Origin of the sequence: Yeosuana aromativorans (assembly GCF_014646655.1) — a bacterium.
GTDB lineage: Bacteria > Bacteroidota > Bacteroidia > Flavobacteriales > Flavobacteriaceae > Yeosuana > Yeosuana aromativorans.
On sequence record NZ_BMNR01000009.1, the window covers coordinates 1 to 22,306 of the forward strand.

General features: G+C 34.1%; 10 protein-coding genes and 2 pseudogenes. 11 read left to right on the top strand and 1 reads right to left on the bottom strand.

Annotated elements, in window-relative coordinates:
* Nucleotides 1-786: 786 nt before the first annotated feature.
* Nucleotides 787-1,089: pseudogene (locus IEW94_RS15375) on the top strand (integrase core domain-containing protein); the annotation flags it as partial.
* A 23-nt stretch (nucleotides 1,090-1,112) separates the two neighbouring features.
* Here the strand turns inward: IEW94_RS15375 and IEW94_RS15380 are convergent.
* Nucleotides 1,113-5,135, bottom strand: coding sequence for a hybrid sensor histidine kinase/response regulator transcription factor (locus IEW94_RS15380; protein ID WP_188654698.1), 4,023 nt, complete (start codon nucleotides 5,133-5,135; stop codon nucleotides 1,113-1,115).
* A gap of 413 nt (nucleotides 5,136-5,548) precedes the next feature.
* On the opposite strand from IEW94_RS15380, the gene IEW94_RS15385 reads away from it, so the two are divergent.
* The 10 genes and pseudogenes from IEW94_RS15385 to IEW94_RS15430 all read left to right on the top strand — a co-directional run bounded on the left by IEW94_RS15385 (nucleotide 5,549) and on the right by IEW94_RS15430 (nucleotide 22,197).
* Entirely contained in the window at nucleotides 5,549-6,694 is a 1,146-nt protein-coding gene (locus IEW94_RS15385) for a PKD domain-containing protein (RefSeq protein WP_188654699.1), read from the top strand.
* Between the two features lie 4 nt (nucleotides 6,695-6,698).
* On the top strand, nucleotides 6,699-9,848 hold the full coding sequence (locus IEW94_RS15390; protein ID WP_188654700.1) for a SusC/RagA family TonB-linked outer membrane protein: 3,150 nt from the start codon (nucleotides 6,699-6,701) through the stop codon (nucleotides 9,846-9,848).
* A gap of 18 nt (nucleotides 9,849-9,866) precedes the next feature.
* On the top strand, nucleotides 9,867-11,372 hold the full coding sequence (locus IEW94_RS15395; RefSeq protein ID WP_188654701.1) for a RagB/SusD family nutrient uptake outer membrane protein: 1,506 nt from the start codon (nucleotides 9,867-9,869) through the stop codon (nucleotides 11,370-11,372).
* An 89-nt stretch (nucleotides 11,373-11,461) separates the two neighbouring features.
* Nucleotides 11,462-12,586, top strand: a complete 1,125-nt coding sequence (locus IEW94_RS15400) for a sialidase family protein (protein ID WP_188654702.1) — start codon at nucleotides 11,462-11,464, stop codon at nucleotides 12,584-12,586.
* Nucleotides 12,587-12,720: 134 nt separating this feature from the next.
* The gene (locus IEW94_RS15405; RefSeq protein WP_188654703.1) at nucleotides 12,721-14,586 is read left to right on the top strand and encodes an alpha-1,3-galactosidase-related protein; all 1,866 of its coding nucleotides are present in this window, start codon (nucleotides 12,721-12,723) and stop codon (nucleotides 14,584-14,586) included.
* Nucleotides 14,587-14,793: 207 nt separating this feature from the next.
* Entirely contained in the window at nucleotides 14,794-16,071 is a 1,278-nt protein-coding gene (locus IEW94_RS15410; RefSeq protein WP_229669546.1) for a glucuronyl esterase domain-containing protein, read from the top strand.
* A gap of 2 nt (nucleotides 16,072-16,073) precedes the next feature.
* Entirely contained in the window at nucleotides 16,074-17,960 is a 1,887-nt protein-coding gene (locus IEW94_RS15415; RefSeq protein WP_188654705.1) for a right-handed parallel beta-helix repeat-containing protein, read from the top strand.
* A gap of 76 nt (nucleotides 17,961-18,036) precedes the next feature.
* Entirely contained in the window at nucleotides 18,037-18,957 is a 921-nt protein-coding gene (locus IEW94_RS15420) for a sialate O-acetylesterase (protein WP_194446404.1), read from the top strand.
* Nucleotides 18,958-18,986: 29 nt separating this feature from the next.
* A complete protein-coding gene (locus IEW94_RS15425; protein WP_188654709.1) occupies nucleotides 18,987-20,774 on the top strand; it encodes a glycoside hydrolase family 2 protein in 1,788 nt (595 codons plus the stop codon).
* A gap of 243 nt (nucleotides 20,775-21,017) precedes the next feature.
* Nucleotides 21,018-22,197: pseudogene (locus IEW94_RS15430) on the top strand (IS3 family transposase).
* Nucleotides 22,198-22,306: the final 109 nt, after the last annotated feature.

Consider the following 22,306-nt stretch of genomic DNA (forward strand, 5'->3'; position numbering starts at 1 on the left):
CCTGACCATAGCCACGGTGCTGGACCTGGTGGACGGCCTATTGCCAGATGCACAGTTGGCAAGCTATGATGCCATTGAAAAACTGGTGCTGAAAGAAAAGAGCTAAAAAAAACAATCCGTTCCCAATAAGAAGACAGACCAGCCATTTTTTTCAACCAAAAGGGATTTTTGTGAAATCATTACGGAACAAAAGCCCCAACATCTATCGAACTAATACTATGCAATGTTTTTGGTAAATTCAAGGGATGGTTTCGTTTTTCATTAAAATACTCCTTGGTTTTACTGGGACAAGAAGCTTTTTTAATAAAAAAATAGTGAACCGATACCCTTTTATGACCTATAAAAACCAAAAGCCGGCAATACCGATCAACAAAAATTGGCCATATGTTTTTTCCTGTAAATTATTCCCTGTTCATGGGGCTTACGGGGCTTTTTACCGTAAAAATGGGATAAGCAGAATTTGACAGACCCTACAACGGTCCAATATCCACCAGATCATATGAAATCCTATTGGTTTGCCGCAAATAAGTGCCATTTTAATGGGGTCTCAAGAGCTTTTGCCGCAAATCCAAAATAAATGCAACCAATCAAAATTGTTAAATAGCTGGTTTTAAACGGAATATGAACCAGTAACATCGCGCAGCGTGTTACCCTCTTGCTCTTCCCCCTTAGTTTTATAATCACGCTTATGTAGAGAATTTTTTATGATAGTAAATACTTGTAATAAGTAACTTTATATAGGGGGAAAACTCTCAATAATTATAATCTGTGACCAATGAAGAACATAGAGGAACTCAATACGCTAGTTATAAATTCACCAATATCTTAAAGAGCTATAAGGGACTTATAAAACAATCTATGAGCAGGAAAGGAAACTGCTGGAATAATGCAATAGCTGAAAGTTTCTTTAAAAGTTTAAAGGTAGAATGGGTATATAAACACAATTACTGGCTTAGATTAGAAGCTGAGTTATCTATATTTCAATGGATAGAAACTTGGTATAACAGAAGAAGAATACACTCTTATTTAGGGTATAAATCTATAGAAGAGTTTAAAATTGAAATGTTTAATCAAAAAGTAGCTGCATGACTCTTATCTAATTGTCCACTTTTTTATTGCAAGTCCAGCTTTTTTTCAGAAATATATTTTGTAGCTGTTTTTCCATGATGCTTTTTAAATAAGTAATTGAAATGAGTATAGTTGTTTATTCCAATGGCATCCATTGCTTCTTGTATTCTGTCACAACCTTCATCAAACATTTTTGCAACATATTGCATTTTAATAGTATTTACAAAGGAGGTTGTTGTTTGTCCAGATAATGCTTTTAATTTTCGATGAAGTTGCATCCTGCTAAGCCCTATTTCTGATGCAAAATCCTTTGTAGAAAATTCTGGATTGCTCATGTTATCTTCAATTATTTTTGAAATTTTTGCAATTAGTTTTTGATCATAAGGTGAATAGTGGTTTTTTACTTCTACTGTGATATTTTGTGAAATTAAAAATTCTCTGAATTTGTTTCTAGTATCTAAAATATTTACGATTTTTTGATGAAGAGATTGCGTATTGAAAGGTTTTGTAATATAATCCCAAGCACCAGCTTCTAAACCTATTTTTATATGTTCTTCAGCTGTTTTAGCAGTCAGTAAGAGGATGGGTATATGTGATGTCTTAATATTTTGTTTGATTTCTTTACACATTTCAATACCATCCTTTTCAGGCATCATAATATCGCTTATAATGATATCGGGAAGGTGTTCAACAGCTTGTTTAATTCCTTCTAGTCCATTTGATGCCTCCAAAATCGTGTAATGGGTTTTAAGGCTGTTTTTAAGATAGGCGCGTAAATCATGATCGTCTTCAATAACTAGAATGCTCTCAAGTTTTTCTGAACTTTCCTTTTTCGGGTTGTCAAATTCAATGGATAAATCACTGAAGGAATTAATTGATTTACTTGCTTGGGTAAGTTCTTCATTTTGGTAGTCATTTTCAGAAACAGGTATTGTTACAATAAATTCTGTACCACCATAATTACTATCAGAGACATCTATTTCTCCCTTGTGAGCTCGTATTAAGTGATAACTTAAATGAAGTCCTATGCCTGAAGATGAACGATTTTTACCATGAAAAAACCGCTCAAAAACTCTATTCTTTTCTTTATCAGGAATGCCTTTTCCACTATCTTTAATAATAATACTTGCAAACTTTCTGTTCTTTTTCCAAATAGGTTTTATTTCAATTTCAATAATTCCATGTTTTGGAGTAAATTTAAAGGCGTTGGACAATAAGTTGTACAAAACTTTTTCAATGATATCTTTATCAAAAAAGCATTCAAATGAATCTGGCGTTATAACATTAAAGTTAATCTCTTCATTTTTTGCCTGCCACAAAAATGCTTTAGTTGTTTCCTTTGTAAAATCAGAAAGATCATTATGAGATACTTTTAGAATATTGAGATTAGCATTTACTTTACGAAAATCCAAAAGCTGATTTACCAAAAACATCATGCGTTTAGTGTTACGCTTGACTATCTGAAAACAAAAATCACGATGTTCTTTGCTTATTGAAGGGGACATAAGATCGTTAAGAGGCCCAATTATTAGTGATAATGGAGTTTTGAATTCATGTGCTACATCAGTAAAAAAATTGAGTTTAAGTTCATTTATTTCTTGATCCTTGACATGTTGGATGTTTTCTAACTCTAATTGATGTTTTAATTTTTGTCTATTATTCAGAAAAAATATAAAACCTAAAATAATCCCCAATACCAAGGCAAAGTAAAGTAAATAGGCCCATATGGAAAACCATGGCGCAGGTAATATTTTCAAAATGATTTTTTTTTGGCTACCATTCCAAACACCATCGTTATTGGCTGCTTCAACATAAAAAGTATAACTTCCTTGTTTTAAATTTGAGTAAGTAGCGAATCGATGGTTACCAACATCATGTATCCAATCTGTGTCATAGCCCTCTAACTTATATTTATACATGTTTTCGTAGGCATTAGCATAATTGGTGCCAGTAAATTCAAAGAGAAAATTATTTTGTTTGTAATTTAAAGTAAGTTCTTTAGTAAGATTTATTGATTTCTGAAGTACTTCTCGACCAAAATAACTTTTCCCCGGAGAAATACTAATGTTGTGTATTTTAAAATCAGAAATGGCAACATCAGTTCTATATGGGTTATCTATTATTTCATCAGGATTAAAATAGTTTATACCATGAATGCTTCCAAAAAAGAATTTGCCATCTTTATCATTTCCAACAGCTTCAGTGAATGTGCTAGATTGCAGTCCATCGTTATAGGTATAACGACGAGCATTATTTTTATTGATATCGTAGCGAATTAGCCCCTGTGAATTGGTAAGCCAAAGATTATTATGGTCATCCTCAAGAATCCCCATAATTTTTCTGTCTACAATACCATCAATAGTAATTTGGCTTATTTTGTTCGAATCCTTGGGTTTTTTTAAAAGTCCTGCATCCGTCCCAATCCATAGGTTTCCGTCTTTACCTTTAAGAAAGCACCATATAGTATTGTTAGCGATATGGTAATCATTCTGCATGGATTCTTTATAAACTTCAAGCGAAATAAAATTGCCTTCATTGGTCAAATTCAATTTGTAAAGCCCATCTGAAATAGTCCCAATCCATATACAACTTGCATCCTTATCATAAAGTAAGCGAAATATTCTTTTGCCTCTTAAAATTTCTGTTTGTGGGTATAGATAGTGAATCCAGTCAGTATGATCACCATTTCTAACAATAAGTCCTGAAAATGAACCAAAATAAATGTGGCCGTTTTCATCTTTGCATATTGAAGAAACTTGTAACGGGAAAACAGGATCATGTCTTGTAATTAATTTATCTTGCCTTAAAGACACGTCATTTTTGTCATATAAAAATAAACCGATATCTGATCCAATAAAAACCGTTTCATTTATTTTGGTAAGACAAAGTGGATCAAAATTGAATGCAGTATTAATTTTTTGTGTTTTATGATCTTTCAGTGAATATTGAAAACAGCCTTTATTTTGAACACCATAATAGAGGTCATCATCATCTAACATTAAAGTGCTAATGTTTACGTTTTGTAAAAGTTTGGTTGATTCTTCTAACGGAATACTTTTGAATTTTTTTTGAGAAAGATTTGTATAACAAAGCCCTTGACGGTTTCCTATCCATAAGGTATTGGTATTATCCAAAAAAAGTGACAAAGCCGTGTTGCTCAATAAACTTCGTTCTTCATAAAAACTTGATGTGTAATTTTGCTTAATCTTATAATTTCTAGCATCTAAATTAAAAAGCCCTGAATTTAATGTTCCAATCCAAATATTGCCATCATTGGATTTACAAAGGGAAATAATATCCATACCAGAAAATGCTTCTATTTGATCTACTACAACCTTGTTGCCCTGATGTTTTATAACATTTAAGCGTCCATATCCCCCTGCTAAGATATTGTGGTTCTTGTCTTCAATTAATTCAGAAAATTGTTCGCTTTCTATTTCTTTAAGCTGAATGCAATTATTATTTTTTAATATCCATATGCCCCTGTTTGTAGCAAAGTAAATAGAATTATCGAGAGTTATTAAAATCTTATGAACGTTTAAACCCGTTAATGGAAGTTGAACGATTTCTGCTTTTGGTTTTTCATCATCAATAATCTTTAGTAAACCGTTCCCAGTTGCTATAAGTATTTCGCCATTAGCATTTTCAGAAATGTCATATATTAGATTAAATTCTTGGGGAGTATTGATCCTCGTGAATTTTTCTGTTATTAAAGAATAATAATTCAGCCCATTGCCATCAGTTCCAATCCATATTCTTTTTTTAGAGTCTTCAAATAAACATGTTATTCGGTTACTAGAGAGGCTTTCTATGTCTCCTGTTTTATGTGAAAAATTTGTTACTTTAAAACCATCGTATCTGTTTAAACCATCATACGTTCCAATCCAAATAAATCCATAGCTATCTTGTATTATGGAACTTACGTCGTGTTGTGTAAGTCCATCATTAACCGTCAAGGATTTAAATTGTAACTCCTGTGCGTACAAATAATTTTGAGAAGTTAAAGGACACACATAAAATATCAGCCATAATAACAAAATTTTGGGGTTCTCTAGTATTGTTTTCATTTGAATATGGTGCCCTAATATGCTGTAATTATAAATGACTAGGATGAGTTTCCCTTTCTTGATTATTCAGAAAATAAATATGACCAAAAACAAAGCTATAAAAAAGTATGAAGATTTTTAGGGATTAATAAAAGATGTTACAATATATACTAAAAATGTTACATGGTAAGATGTAATGTATATAATCAAGATTATTGTCAATCAATTCATTGAAAAAAAATAACAATTGAATAGGGTGTGCTTTTTTTGAAATAGTAAATTGTTACAATGTATTTGATTGTTGTTACATTATTTATGACGACTTTCTGCAATCCTAAATAAATTTGTTTATCAATGCTTTATAGTCAGTGAAATAAAAAAAAAAATCGTTGATGTTAGTATTGTCAAACTAAAACTAAATAAACTATAACCTTATGAAAAAATTATTACTGTATTATCCTTTAAGGTCTTTACTTTATGCTTTATTAGGATTATTGGTGTTTACCTCATGTGAGAGTGATAGTGTAAACAATCAGCGAACAAAAGAACTATTGGCAACAGTTTCAACTGATAAAACAGTGGCAAATGGTGCTGAAGTGAAATTCATTGATCTATCTCTTGGGGTTTTAAATAGAACCTGGACTTTTCCGGGCGGTGACCCTGCTACTTCGGATCGGCCTGAAGCTGACGTTGTTTTTCAAGAAGAAGGAGATATAACGGCTACATTGGAAGTAGAATATTTTGATGGAACCAAAGAAACAAAGGAATTTCCTATTAAAGTGTATCCTGAGCTAATAGCAGATTTTACACCATCAGCTACTAGAATAAAGGTTGGTGAATCTGTCACGTTTACAGATGCAACAATTGGTAATGCTACTTCATGGAACTGGGTATTTGAAGGTGGCACACCTGCAACCTCAACTGAGCAAAACCCAACAGTAACATTTAATGTTAACAAACCTGTTACTATTTCATTATCGGTAACAAGATCTGGAGATGGAAGTGTCTCCTCGGTTGAGAAAACCGATTTAGTTCAGGTTGGTCCTCCAGAATTAATGCTCAACGGTAATTTTGAAGATGGTTTGATTGTAGGTTGGCAAACCTGGAATGGAGCAGGTTTCCCTTATGCTGTTGAAGATGGTGGCGCCAATGGAACAGCTAAAACATCTTACTTTAATTATGACAGTACCTGGGCTTTTGCTCAATTAATTTCTCGCGACAAAGACCCGAGCATTACCGTAGCTGTTGAAAACGGCAGGGATTACACTATAAGTGCCTATGTAAAAGCTGCTACAGCAGGTGTTGCAAATTTGAACACATTTCGTTTAGTAAATCATCTTCCAGCTTGGAGTAGTTCATTGCCAGTAGGAGGTACACCTGAAGGTTATTCTGAGTATTATCCTATTTCAGGTACAAGTCTCCCAGTGGTTTTAACTACCAATTGGCAACTTGTTTCTGTAGTTGTCAGGATACCTGATGATGGGAATTCAAGGACGAACTGTTTTCCTGATTTAGTATTTGGAAGTAGTTCTAATGTGAAAATTTCAGTTGATGAGATATCGATAAAAGTTGTAGAATAGAAAAATGAAAAAACTAAACATAATTATCATGAAAATAGGTACAATTAAAAATATATTGCTTGTGGTATCATTACTGTTTACCGGTATGATTTATTCTCAAACAAAAATTACGGGAACAGTTACGGATGATAATGGGTTGCCATTACCAGGTGTAAATATCTCAATAAAAGGAACTCAAAAAGGAACAGTTTCTGATTTTGACGGCAAATATTCAATAGATGCCAGCTCCAATGACATACTTGAGTATTCGTATATTGGATACTTGACCCAAGCAATAAATATAGGAGGGAAAACTACAATTAATGTCACAATGAAGCCTTCTATAGAGTCAATGGATGAAGTTGTTGTGATAGGGTATGGATCACAAAAGCGTTCGGATGTTACAGGGGCTGTAACCTCAATAAACACTGATGCTTTAGAGTCTAGACCTATTACAAATATTGAACAAGCGCTACAAGGTCAAGCAGCAGGTTTATCTGTTAGTTCAACAGGTGGACAACCTGGTGCTGCAACAAAAATGAACATTAGGGGTATTAGTTCAGTAAGTGGAAGTTCTCAACCTTTAATTGTTATTGATGGTTTTCCTATTGATCAAGTAAGTACTTCAGGTGGAGGAGGTTTAGAAGCATTTAGCTCACAAATTAGTGCTTTTGCATATGTTAATCCTGATGATATTGCGACAATAGAAGTATTAAAAGATGCATCAGCAACTGCAATATATGGTAATCGTGGTGCTAATGGAGTCATTATGATTACTACTAAAAAGGGGAATAAAAAAGGAGAAGCAGGCATAACATACAGTACTTATATGGGTTTACATGAGATGAATAAAAGGTTAGATGTCTTGGATTTTGCTGGATATGTAAAATACCAACAAACAAGTAATCCAAACAATAGGCTTTTTACTTCAGAGACTGGTGTTCCATATGTTTTTTCTAATCCAGATGCGATGAATGTCAATTGGCAAGACGTAATATATAGAACAGGCTTTACTCAAAATCATTCTTTATCTGCGCAAGGAAGGTCCGATAAAACAAACTATGCGGTTTCGGCTTCTTATACTCAAGATAAGTCAGTTTTAATAGAAACTAATTATAAGAAACTTACCAACCGTATTTCAGTTGATCACAAATTTAATGACATCCTCAAAGTAGGTGGAAGCCTTACTTACAGCAATATTGTTAATAATGGGGTTCCTACTGATGGAAGAGAGGGAACGGCCGCAGGTGTTACTATCACGGCATTAGTGGCAGCTCCATTCCACATGGATAATGATACTCAAGCTTATTTTAGAAGAGCTGGAGTCTCTCAGAGTAACATTGATAATGTAATACAAGGAAATTTAGGCGAACCTGATAATGTTGCTAAAAACACAGATCTTGACAAAAATATTAACCGTACAATTAGTAATCTCTATGCAGATTTCAAATTCTTGGACTGGTTGTCTTTTAAAACTACTTTAGGAATAGATATTTACAATCTTAAAGATCAGCAATTTTATTCTACAAAAACGCCATCAGGTCAATTAAATAATGGTCTTGCAATTCAAGCAAGTGTTAATGCCAAAAATATTGTAAGTGAAAATTACTTTACTTTTTCAGAAGAATTTGGAAAACACAATGTTAATCTTGTAGCAGGGTTTTCATACCAAAAGCACCAGAATGAGTTTAATAGAATTGAAGGTAGAGATTTCCAAAACGAGACTTTAGGTTATAATTCCCTGCAGGGAGCTGGAGAATTTACAGCTCAATCTTCTGCTGATGATTTGGTCATGCAATCCTATTTAGCTAGAGCAAATTATTCCTATGATAATCGGTTTCTTCTTACAGGATCATTTCGTAGAGATGGCACCTCTAGGTTCCAAAAGAATAAATGGGGTAACTTCTATTCAGGGGCTTTGGCATGGAACGTTCATAATGAAGCTTTTCTTAAAGATTCAGAACTTATATCAAATTTAAAATTGAGAGCAAGTATTGGACAAGTTGGTAACGCTAGTGTACCGGTTCAAGGGGCTTTACTGGATCAGACATATTCAAATTATACTTTTAATGGAACTTCAGCCAATGGCGTTAGTCCTCTAAATTTAGAAAATAAAGATCTTACATGGGAGACCACAACACAAACGAATGCTGGTATTGATTTAGGGTTATTTAAAAACGCTCTTAATATTACTGCTGACTATTATATTAAAAAAACTACTAATCTCTTATTGAACACACCTGTAAGTATTTCTACAGGGTTTGCCTCAGGATGGTTTAACATTGGTGAAATAGAAAATAGCGGTTTTGAGTTGTCTCTTGATTACGCATTAACAACTAAAAGAGGTTTTGGATGGAGCACAAAATTTAATTTCACTACACAACAAAATAAAATCAATGCTTTAGGTGGTGACGGTGAACCCATTTATATTGACGTGAATTACGACGCAATTAATACAGATGAGGTTATTCTTCAAGTAGGAGGTTCAATCAATGACCTTTACGGATATACTACTGATGGTATATATTTACCAAGCGATTTTAATCCAGATGGTTCACCAAAAGCTGGGGTAGCTACAGCAGGAGCTGGTGAGAAACCAGGTGATATTAAGTACGCCGATATAAATAATGACGGAGCAATTGATGGTTTTGATCGATCTGTGATTGGAAACACGTTACCAAACTTTTTTGGTTCATGGAGTAATAACTTCTCCTTTAAAGGAATTGAACTAGATGTAGTGCTTCAATATTCATACGGGAATGACGTATTTAATGCAACAACAACAAGAGTTGCATCTTTTCCTGGTGGAAATGGTAATCAATCTGCAGCCTGGCTAGATAGATGGACTCCACAGACTCCAAATAATACGCAATATGCAAGAGTACCATCGTTAAGACCAGCAGATTATTTAATTGAGGATGGTTCATTCATTCGTTTGCAAACAGTTAGGTTGGGATTCAATTTACCATCCAAATTGACAGATGCTCTTAAAATTAAAAGCGCAAAAGTATATGTTGCAGGAGACAATTTAGCGGTATTCACAAAATACTCTGGGTATGACCCAGAAGTCACTTCAAACCAAGTTGACTACAGATATCCATTTGTACAAGGATTTGATTATGGTGCATTCCCACGGGCAAAAACATATTTGATGGGCTTAAACATTCATTTTTAACATTTAAATTATTTAACTATGAAAAATTTAGTATTAATTATATTTTCAACTATTTTGCTTTCATCCTGTAATGATCAATTAGACATTGCTCCTAAAAGCAATTTAGAATTAGGCAACTTCTTTGCCACGCCTGAAGATTTTGATTTAGCTCTTACTGGGGCTTATGATCCAATTGCTGTTCACCAAGGTGATAGGGGGTTTGGCACCTATTTTAAAGGGTTGTTGATGATGGGACGTGCAGGAACTGATGAAATGTACGTTAATCAAGGGTTTTGGGATGCCACTGGTAAAGAAATAGGCAATTATACATTTACTTCCTTTTCAAGGATACCAAGTGCAGTTTGGCAATTGCAATACATTGGTATAAATAGATGCAACGTTTTAATTGATAAAATTAAAAATACCAGTGTTTCTATGCCTGAGGCAACAAAACAAAGAATTCTTGGTGAGGCAAGTTTTTTAAGGGCTTTTTACTATTTCCAACTAGCACGTTTTTATGGAGGCGTACCTATTATAACTGAGGATACAAATTTAAATGAATTTAGAAATATTAGAAGTTCCTTGTCTGATACCTATGATTTTATCATTAATGATTTAAAAGTTGCTGAAGAAAATATTCCAGTAATTAATGAACCAGGAAGAGCAACTAAGTATGCTGCCAAAACATATTTGGCAAAGGTTTATTTGCAAATGTCTGGTGAACCCTTAAAAGATCAAACTGCTGCTGCAAAAGCTGCTGCATACGCAAAGGATGTTATTGATAATGGCCCTTATGACCTTGAACCCAACTATGAAGATATTTTTAAATTGGACCACGAGCATGGAGTGGAATATATTTTTAGTGCAGAATATATTGCAACAGACCTTGAAGGAGGAGAAGTTGCAACTTGGGATGGTCCTCCTGGAAACTATACATACACAATTTCATATTCAATATGTCGTGCCATGCCAGAATTATATAATTCATATACACCGGGAGATGTTAGAAGAGACCACAATATTGTTGACTATGTTGTTATAGATGCTGATGGAAATACACAACCAACTAACGATGGTAATTATTATGCTTATAAATGGAGACATGACCCAAATCCAGCAACTCGTGGATATGCTACAGAATGGCAATCACCATTTAATTTTCCGCTCACGCGTTTTGCAGATGTATTGTTAATGTATGCTGAAGCACAATGTCGTGCTGATGGCAGTCCTAATGCAGATGCTTATACTGCTATTAACAGGGTGCGCACAAGAGCTGGATTAGGTAACTTAAGTGGGCTTTCAGGACCAGCATTTTTACAGGCAGTTCTTGATGAAAGAAAGTGGGAACTTTGTTTTGAAGGCCATCGTTGGGTAGATTTAGTACGATATGGTAAATTGATTGAAGCGGTGCGAGCATCAAGCACAGGTAATCCTATTGCTGCGGCTAATATCAAGGATTATCACGTATTATTTCCTGTACCAGATAGAGAAATACAAGTAAGTGGTGGTGATTTAGAACAAAATCCAGGGTATTTAGCAAATTAATGAGTTTAGTTTAGTTAAAAAAGAGAAAAGTGGATTAAGAATCATCTCTTTTCTCTTTTTAAAAAACTAAAACAAAAAATATTAATTACATGAAGCATATTATTCTTTTATTTTTTGCAGTTTTTTTGCTTTTAAGTTGTAGTAAAGATGCTGCAGTTAATAAAAACGAACCTGATCCTATTGATGAACCTAATCCTATACCTGATCCTGATCCCGTACCTGATCCCGATCCAACTCCTGCAGTTGATTATACCGTAGGTATAGAGGGAGAATGGCGAGCTGATATATACGAATCTGAGGACGTAGGTAACCCTGTTAATTATCCTTATTTCGCATGGTATCCTGACGGACATATATCCGTGCTACCAGATGGAAACCAATATATTATGTTTTGGGCTGAATTTGAATCACATCGATCAATTGGTTCAACCCAATTTGTAGAGGATCAAACAACCCTCCAACCGAGCAATCCAGTATTTGGTGGAAGAGGAGACTATGATGCTTATAATAATGGAGGTTCTTGGCTAATGTCAGTATTTCGTCAAGAAAATGACAATTTTATTGGGTTTTATCATGCAGAAGACCATTGGTATCCTCGAAACAGTAGTGGTATTGCATGGAAATCTATTGGAGTGACCTACTCAACCGATAAGGGAACAACATGGAGCGAAGGAGAGCAGATTATAACAAGCCCCAAAGCAAAACCTGCAGCCCCTGAATGGGGTGGATCAGGCGATTGCTGTGTAGTTTGGGATCATTTTAATAATCGGTGGGTTTGTTATTATCAGGAAAATTGGATATATATGGCTATTTCAGAAGATCCAAATGGAGCTCCAGGCACATGGAAAAAATATTATAACGGAGCATTCACAGAACCTGGACTTGGAGGACAACAAACACAAGTACCGGGGTTGTCTCCTGGAGCCAACCCTTCTGTACACTGGAACACACACCTTGAAAAGTGGGTTATGGTATGGCATGGATGGGGTAATACGGCTAAAATTTTTCTTTCAGTAAGTGCTGATGGCATTAATTGGAGTACTCCAGTAAGCATAATTGGTTCAGAACAAGGTGGTAGGGCTTGGTATGCAACTATAATAGGTAACACAGATGTTGAAGCAGGACAGGTTGCAAAAATTTATTACGCCGATATGACAAATAGTGGTAGAAAGTTTAAAGTTCGAACCATAAAATTTTTTAAACCTGGTGAATAATATTTCTTGTTTTCAATGAATCCCCGAGTAGGTTAAGCTACAGATGGAAATATAATTTTAACAGAAAAAGTTGAATTAAAATCAAGGGTAATTTTTTTAAATCAATTACCATTTATTCTTAAAAAACGGCAAGAATGCGAAGATATATAGCCCTTATAACAATATTAGTAGTTGTATTAACTAGTTGTTCGGCACAAACAAATAAAATAAAACATTATTTTTCTGAAGCATCAAACAATGATGAGGATTTTACATCCAAAGTCTTTGATGTGCTTAATAATGATAAAGAATCAGAATGCACAATAGAGTTCAAGACTGGAATATATAATTTTTATCCAGAGAAAGCTTATGAAAAATATGTAAAAATTTCTAATAATGATAATGGACTTCGCAAGTTTATTTTTGCTTTAGAAGGAAGAAAGAATATAACTATCAACGGTAATGGAGCCACTTTTATATTTCATGGGAGCGTTATTCCTTTTTTGGTTGAAAATTCCACAAATATTAAAATAGAAAATATAAACATAGAATATGATTTTCCTTTTGATTTAGAAGGAGTTGTTGTTGCTAATAACCAAAAAGAAAAAACATTTGACTTAAAGATCAATAAAGAAAACAAATACAAAATAAAAGATGATATCCTATACTTTAGCGGATACGACTGGGAAATAGGTATGGGAGAAAACATTGTTTACAACGCCATAACTAAATCACCGGAATACTTTACTTCAAAATATGAACATAATTTTAATAAGCATTTTTTAAAAGCAACAGATCTTGGCAATAACATTGTTAGGTTCTCAAATTTGGATGCGGCCAAAGTTCCACCAGTAGGTAGCATATATTCTGATAAAGGCCCACATGGTAAAAACAGGAATATAGTTGGTTTTAGGGTTTATAAGTCTAAAAATCTAGTACTGAACAACATCAATGTTTATCATTCTGGGGCAATGGCACTTATCGCCGAAAAGACAGAAACAATTTCATTGAATAAATTTAATGTCATCTTAAAAGAAGGATCTACAAGGGTAATTTCAGCTACTGCTGATGCAACACATTTTATAAACTGTAAAGGTAAGATATCTATGGATGATTGTAGATTCGAAAATATGCTTGACGATGCTACAAATGTTCATGGTACATATATGATTTGTGATGAAGTGATTGATGCTTCAACTGTTGCATTAAAGTTTGGTCACTTTCAGCAACAAGGATTTGATTTTGCAGAAAAAGGTGATACTTTAAGATTTATAGATAGAACTAATCTGCTTCCTGTAGGTATTGGTGTAGTTAAAAGCATTGATATGATTAATGAAAATTACTATAAGATTGCTTTTGAAGATAAAATTCCTGATTTCACCAAAAAAAATATAGCCATTGAAAACATTACATGGATGCCTTCTTTAGAAGTGAAAAATTGTTCTGTAAAACAAAACCGGGCACGCAGTCTATTGATTTCAACTTCAAAGCCTGTATTGATTGAAAACAATTACTTTGCTTCAATGATGGCCGGCATTAGAATATGTGGAGATGCAAATTATTGGTTTGAATCTGGGCCTGTATCAAATGTAACCATTAGGGGTAATACTTTTGAAAATTTAGGTGTTGGAGGTCATTCACCACAGGCAATATTGCAAATAGATCCTATCATTGGGAAAGAATATAGAAAAGACGGTTATTATCATAAAAATATAGTTTTTGAAAACAATAAAATAAGAACATTTGATCCTCTTGTTATTTATGCCCTAAGTGTTGACGGATTAATAATAAGGAATAACACAATTATCCAAACAAAAAAATATCCACAGATTTTCAATGATTTATCTCCGTTTGATCTTCAAAATTGCACAAACATAAAAATAGAAGGAAATACTTATAAAGGTGACAATGAAGCTTCAATTAGCTTAATTAATTGTCAGAAATTGGAAATTGATTCAAAGCAGGAAGGGTTTTTGGAAAACACTATTAAAAATCCAAATAAATATTTCTATCAAAATTAAGTTATTTAATGCTTACGTAATTTGAGTTAGTTTGAGTTTAAGCAGTTTGGATGGGGCTGTTAGATACAGTCCCATCTAATTTAAACAGAAATTACAACTAATTTAGTAACCAGAAGTAATGGAGAGGTCTAAGAAAGAACTAAGAAATAAATTACAACATAAACACAAATTCACTTGACAATAAACAAATGTTTTAAAAATCATAAAATGAAAACAAAATATTTTCAGTTGATTTTTGTTTGGTTTTCAGTAACTATATGTTTTTCGCAGATTAATTTTGATGAAAATCAGGTTCCTGATTACATTTTGCCTGAGATTTTGCTGACTCAAAATGGAAAAAAAATCGAGACTTCCAGTCAATGGGATTCCATTAGAAGACCTGAGATTTTGGACATGTTTAAAAATCATGTTTATGGAGATGTTTGTGATGATGACATTAAAATCAAGTTTGAAACAACAGATGTTGATGATTATGCCTTGTGTGGCAAAGCAATCAGGAAGAACGTAGCCATACATTTTATCAATGGGACAGACACCTTGACGGCTAATTTGCTTATTTACATTCCATCAAAGCATCCCGATGGGCCTGCGCCGTTATTTTTAGGAATGAATTTTTTTGGAAATCATACTATTCATTATGATTTGAGTATTCCAATTTCTGACAGCTATGTTAGAAATAATCCTGGGTTTAATATTTTCAATAACAAGGGAACGGAGGAATCTCGAGGTGTACGTGAAAGCAGATGGCCAGTAGAAAGAATCATTGATAGAGGATATGGAATAGCAACCATTTATTATGGAGATATTGATCCAGATTTTGATGACGGTTTTAAAAATGGTCTGTATAAACTAACAGCCAATTGTGCAAGTAAGAATCCTGATAAAAGAAGTTCCATTTCGGCTTGGGCTTATGCTTTATCAAGAGCAATGGACTATTTTGAAACAGACGATGACATTAATCAAAGCCAAATAATTGTTTTTGGACATTCAAGATTGGGTAAAGTAGCCCTTTGGGCTGGAGCAGTTGATAAAAGGTTTGCTATTGTTATTTCCAATGATTCAGGTTGTGGAGGGGCCGCTCTCTCTAGAAGAAAATTTGGAGAAACCGTTAAACAAATCAATGAAAGTTTTCCACATTGGTTCTGCAAGGCATTCAAAGATTTTAATGATAAGGAAGATTCATTACCATTAGATCAGCATATGTTGATAGGATTGATAGCTCCTAGACCGGTATATGTTGCTAGTGCGGAAAATGATAAATGGGCTGACCCTAAAGGAGAATATCTCTCTTTGTTTTATTCTGGGCCCGTTTATAGGCTTTATGGTTTGCAAACTTTTGAACAAGATTCATTGCCACTAATTAATAAACCACTTTGGATTGGTAACATGGGATATCATATTCGATCTGGCGATCATGATATCACAAGATTTGATTGGGAAAGGTATTTAGATTTTGCGGATAATCATTTTAATAAAATTAAATAATCATGCTTTACGGTAAAATAAACTTTTTACAACTACTATTATTTCTTGTAGTAGTACAACATTCTTTATTCGCTCAAGAATTTAAACTAAGTGATTATCTTATAGAAGGTGAAAAAGATGCAACCCTCTCTGTATTGACGATGTTGCAAGATGCTGCAAAACACAAAAACAGTAAAGTAATTATTGAAAAGGGCACTTATAATTTTTATCCCGAAAAAGCGTATGAACAGTATTGTTTTGTGACAAACCATGACAACGGCATGAGGAGAATTGCCTTTAACATCAAAAATTTTGATGGTTTAACAATTGATGCTCAAGGATCTACCTTTATTTTTCATGGTGTGATGATGCCATTTAATATTGAAAATTCGAAAAATATAGACATTTCCGGTCTAAACATTGACTGGTTTCTCCCTCTGCACAGTGAAGGTTTAATAGAAGCAAATGATACCACCAATCATTCGTTTGATTTAAGACTAGCTGATAATATGCCATATACAATCAGGAATGAGCAACTAATCTTTATCAAAGAAGGATTTGAGCATGATTTAAACCAAGCTATTTTGTTCGATCCCGAGCGAAAAGCTGTGTCATATAATACTAGCAAGTATACACCACTGAAAATGATTGACCATATTGTAATTAGGAATAAAGACAAATTTGATTATCACAATTATATTGATTTTCGAAGACCGGAGTATGAAACTCAGGACTTGGAGTATGCCATAAAAGCCAAAGAACTGGAACCGGGCTTGGTGAGAATTTCAGGACTTAAAGGTATGCCGCCTCCTATAGGAATGGTTTTGGTTTGCAAAGGTCAGTTCGGAAAGGCAAGAATTGCAAATGCGTTTCATATTAATGAAAGCAGCAATGTGAAATTACACGACTTGAACATTTATTACGCTGGAGGAATGGGCGTTATTGGTGAACGCAGTCAGGATATCACTCTTGATCATGTTAATATATTACCAAATCCAGAAAAAAAACTTATGGTGTCTATAACAGCTGATGCAGCACATTTTGCTGGCTGTAAGGGTAAAGTAGTTATTGATTATTGCAATTTTAGAAATCAACTTGATGACGGCTTGAACGTGCATGGAGCGTTTGTTATTGTTGAAGATATACTTGGACCAGACAAAGTAGGTGTAAGAATTGGGCATTTTCAGCAAGCAGGATTTCAGTTTGCGGAAAAAGGAGATCGTGTAGGGATTATTGATGTTGATAAATCCCCGGAAGTCGCATTTCAAACAACAGTAAATTCATTAAACAAACTAAACCAGGACTATTATATCATTACGTTCGATGAAAATATTACAGAGAAACTTAACAAAGGTTTTATTCTTGAAAATTTAGACTGGTATCCGGAAGTTACCATTACAAATAGCCAGTTTGCTGATAATAGAGCAAGAGGGCTTTTACTGAAGTCACCAAAAAAGACAATCATCAAAAACAACTATTTCAGTAATATGATGCAGGCCTTGATCATTAGTGGTGGAATAAATACTTGGTGGTATGAATCTGGAGGTGCGCAGGATTTGCTTATAGAAGGCAATACCTTTGGAGATTGTAGTTACGATGGCAGAAAAAGACCCGTGATAAGTATCGGCGGCGATGAGGATTATAAAGGACGCCAGTTAGGCAAAATCATTATTAAAAATAATACATTCAATAATTTCAATCCTTCTATACTTAAGGCAGGTGGAGTAAACAGACTGGAATTTATTAATAATACCATCAATAATTCTAAAACCTTTCCTCCAACTGATTTTGATGCATATGTTATTGATGTAAAACAGGTTGATACCCTTAATATTAAAAATGTAAAAATCAGTAAGGATTTTGTCAACAAGGAGAACATAAAAGCTGTAAAACATAATCTATCTAATTAGGATTAAGTTAATCAAAGCAATTTGTGTTAAAAATATTCATTTCATAAATTCCAAGAACAAATAAAATATAAGACAAATGCAAAAAAAAGTGATTATTGTTTTGGTATTAACACATATGCTTTCGATTGCTTTGGCTCAAAACAATGAAAAAGAGACATTTAGGCTTTTCTTTTTAGGCGGACAATCAAATATGGAAGGTCATGGACTGAACACTGAATTACCAGACTCCCTCAGGGGTACGATTGAAAATGTATGGATTTATCAAGGATGTGCCGTAGGAGATGAAAATCAAAAAGGCGGGTTGGGGAAATGGGATAACTTAAAACCGGGAAATGGAGCCGGATTCATTTCAGATGGCGTGACAAACAAACTCTCGCGTAAGTTTGGACCAGAACTATCTTTTGGCAAAAAATTACAGGAGTTGTATCCTGGTGAAAAAATTGCCTTAATTAAATATGCTAGAGGTGGTTCTTCAATTGATAGTTTGGCTGCTCGTGAATATGGTTCATGGGAATTTGATTACCAAGGCTCCAATGGGATTAATCAATTCGATCATTTTTTGACTACAATTATTGGAGCATTATGTGTAAAAGACATAGATGGCAATGGGATTGAAGATGTATTAGTCCCAAGTGGAATCATTTGGATGCAGGGGGAAAGTGATGCTGTGTTATCAAAAGATATTGCATTTCGGTATTATGCGAATCTCAAGAGGCTCATGGATTTGATACGGGCAGTATTTCGCAATGATGATATTCCAGTAGTGATAGGCAAAATTTCAGATTCTGGAATGGATAACCAAGGGAAGACCTGGGAATTTGGCGAATTGATACAATATGCACAAGAGGAGTATGTTAGAAAGGATAAAAATGCAGCTATCGTAAGAGATACCCAGTTTTATCAATATTCTGATCCTTGGCATTATGACAGCAAGGGATATATTGACCTTGGAATAAAATTCGCAGAAGCAATCTCTATTCTCAGTAAAGCCAAATGATTATCTTTATTAAATCATAAAAATCAAGAATGAAAAACATATATACCACAGTTCTTTCTATTTTATTCATTTTAAACACCATTGGACTTCTGGCCCAAACTGAAACAATTGCTTCAAACAGGAAAAGCATAAGTCTGGATGGCAAATGGAAGTACATAGTAGACCCCATGCAGAATGGTTATTATAATTACAGGTATCAAGTAAATCCAAATGGTTTTTTCAAAGACAAAAGGCCAACGGATGAAAGTGACTTGGTAGAGTACAGTTTTGACAATTCAGATCAATTGAATGTCCCTGGAGATTGGAATACCCAAAAAGAGAATTTGTTTTTTTACGAAGGAACTATTTGGTACAAAAAATCATTTATTTATGTTAAGAATGGCTCGCGTGTATTTCTCTACTTCGGAGCGGTCAATTATGAAGCTAGGGTTTATCTGAATGGCGAGGAACTAGCTGTGCATCAAGGAGGTTTTACCCCATTTAATTTTGAAGTGACTGACTTGTTAAAATCAGGAAAAAACGATGTGGTAGTTAAGGTGGACAATACTCGTAAACCAGAGCAAATCCCTACTGTTAATAGCGACTGGTACAACTTTGGAGGTATCACGCGTTCCGTTAGATTGATTGAAGTGCCTCAGACATTCATTCAGGACTATTCAATACAACTAAAAAAAGGTTCACTATCAGAAGTGGAAGGATGGGTCAAACTTCAAGGGCCTTCCCGTAGTTTGGTGAAGATAGAGATTCCTGAAGAAAAAATATCAATAATAGCACAGCCTGATGCAAATGGTTTGGCCAAAGTGACTTTCAAAAGCAAGTTAAATCTGTGGTCAGATATCAATCCAAAGCTTTATGAGGTGAAGATTACCACTAAAGAAGACACAATTACAGACAAAATCGGATTTAGAAGCATTGAGGTAAATGGACGTGATATTCTGCTTAATGGTAAATCAGTTTTTTTAAAAGGGATTTCTATCCATGAAGTAGCTCCTTTTACTGCCGGAAGAGTGATTGCACCCGAGCAATGTCGTACATTGCTTAATTGGGCCAAAGAACTTGGATGTAATTTTGTGAGGTTGGCACATTATCCCCACAATGAGGATATGGTTCGCATGGCCGATGAAATGGGACTTATGGTTTGGTCAGAGATTCCTGTCTATTGGACTATCGATTGGAAAAATGAGAACGTTTTTTCTCATGCACAAAAACAATTGCTTGACATGATAGCCCGGGACAAAAACAGAGCTGCGGTGATTATGTGGTCTGTTGCCAATGAAACACCAATTAGTGAAGCAAGAACAGACTTTCTAAGAAGATTGGTAGAAACTGCTCGTGAAGTTGATTCTACAAGGCTTCTAACCGGAGCCCTAGAACCTCATGGTAGTGATAGTTTACGACTTTTGGATGATCCCTTTGGTCAATACCTTGATGTGATAGGGGTTAACAACTATTGTGGTTGGTATTATGAAACCCCTTCGTTCTGTTCTGATGTTAAATGGAAAATGATCTACGAAAAACCACTAATAATAAGCGAATTTGGGGGTGGTGCGCTCCAAGGACTGCATGGCAACGAATCAGAGAGGTGGACCGAGGAATATCAAGAAGCCGTTTATAAAAACAACATTGATATGCTTGAAAACATACCTTATTTAAGAGGTACTACGCCATGGATATTAATGGATTTTTTGTCGGCAAGGCGTCCGCTACCTAATATTCAAGATTATTGGAACCGTAAAGGGTTAATTTCTGATCGAGGCATAAAAAAGAAAGCATTTTATACTTTACAAAAGTATTACTTAAAAGAGAATAGCAATTAATAAAACTTAATGATTGAGTTTTTTCATTGGATTTACAAAAATTTTATACAATTAAGTTTAAACTGGTTTGCTAATTTTTTTTAATAGTGAAGTAATTCAAATATTAGGGTAAATAAAAAAATATTAATGTCCAAAAGGTTTCATTCATAAAAATATTGGATCATTAAAGTATAAACTGGACTTACTATATTTGACTGGACATTAAGTTTAGGGAATAACAGTTACATAATTTACCTTCGGATTATGTCAAAACGCAAAAGAAATTACACAACAGACTTTAAGAAAAAAGCTGTAGAATTAATTTATGCCAGGGGCAGTATAGCCCAAGTATGCAGAGAAATGGATATTCCTTCCTCAGTACTGAGTAGCTGGCGAAGAGGAATTATTGAATATGATAAAAATAGTTTTCCAGGACGCGGTAAGTCAAAATTAACAGAAGAACAACGAGAGATTGCCAACTTGAAGAAACAATTAAAAGATATGCAATTAGAACGTGATATCTTAAAAAAGGCGATCAGCATCTTCTCCGAGAGCGACAGGAAAATTTAGGCTCATAAAACATCATAAGTTTAAATTTCCAGTTGAGAAGATTTGTAGTACATTAGAAGTAAGTAAAAGCGGGTATTATAATTAGTTGAAATCAGGCACATCCAATCGATGGTTAGAAAACGAAGCTGTATCTCTAGAAATGCATGATATTTTTCAAGATAGTTTTGAGAGTTACGGAGCTCCAAGAATTAGAATTGAATTGTTAAAACGAGGTTATCGTATTTCCAGACCTAGAGTCGCTAGACTGATGATGGCTAACAAATTATTTGCTAGAAGAAGACGTAAATTTATAGTGACTACGGATGCAAACCATAACTATCCTATAGCTCCTAATATCTTGAATCAAAATTTTTTAGTTAATAGAGAAAATCAAGTTTGGGTCTCGGACATTACTTATATATAACTTGGTCAAGGCTGGATGTATTTGACTGTCATTATAGACCTGTTCCATAGAAAAGTTGTAGGATGTTCAATGAGTCAAACATTAAGTACTAATGATACTATCATTCCTGCTTTCAATATGGCTGTAGCATCAAATACTATTACTGAAGAACTTATATTCCATTCTGATAGAGGGACTCAATACGCTAGTTATAAATTTACCAATATCTTAAAAAGCTATAAAGGACTTATAAAACAATCTATGAGCAGGAAAGGAAACTGCTGGGATAATGCAGTAGCTGAAAATTTCTTTAAAAGTTTAAAGGTAGAATGGGTATATAAGCACAATTACTGGCTTAGTTCAGAAGCTGATTTATCTATATTTCAATGGATAGAAACTTGGTATAACAGAAGAAGAATACACTCTTCTTTAGGGTATAAATCTATAGAAGGGTTTAAAATAGAAATGTTTAATCAAAAAGTAGCTGAATGACTCTTATCTAATTGTCCTCTTTTTTATTGAAAGTCCATTTTACAAATTATTATAATTTATAAATCGCTATAAAATTATGGTTACAATTAACATCACATAAACATGTGAT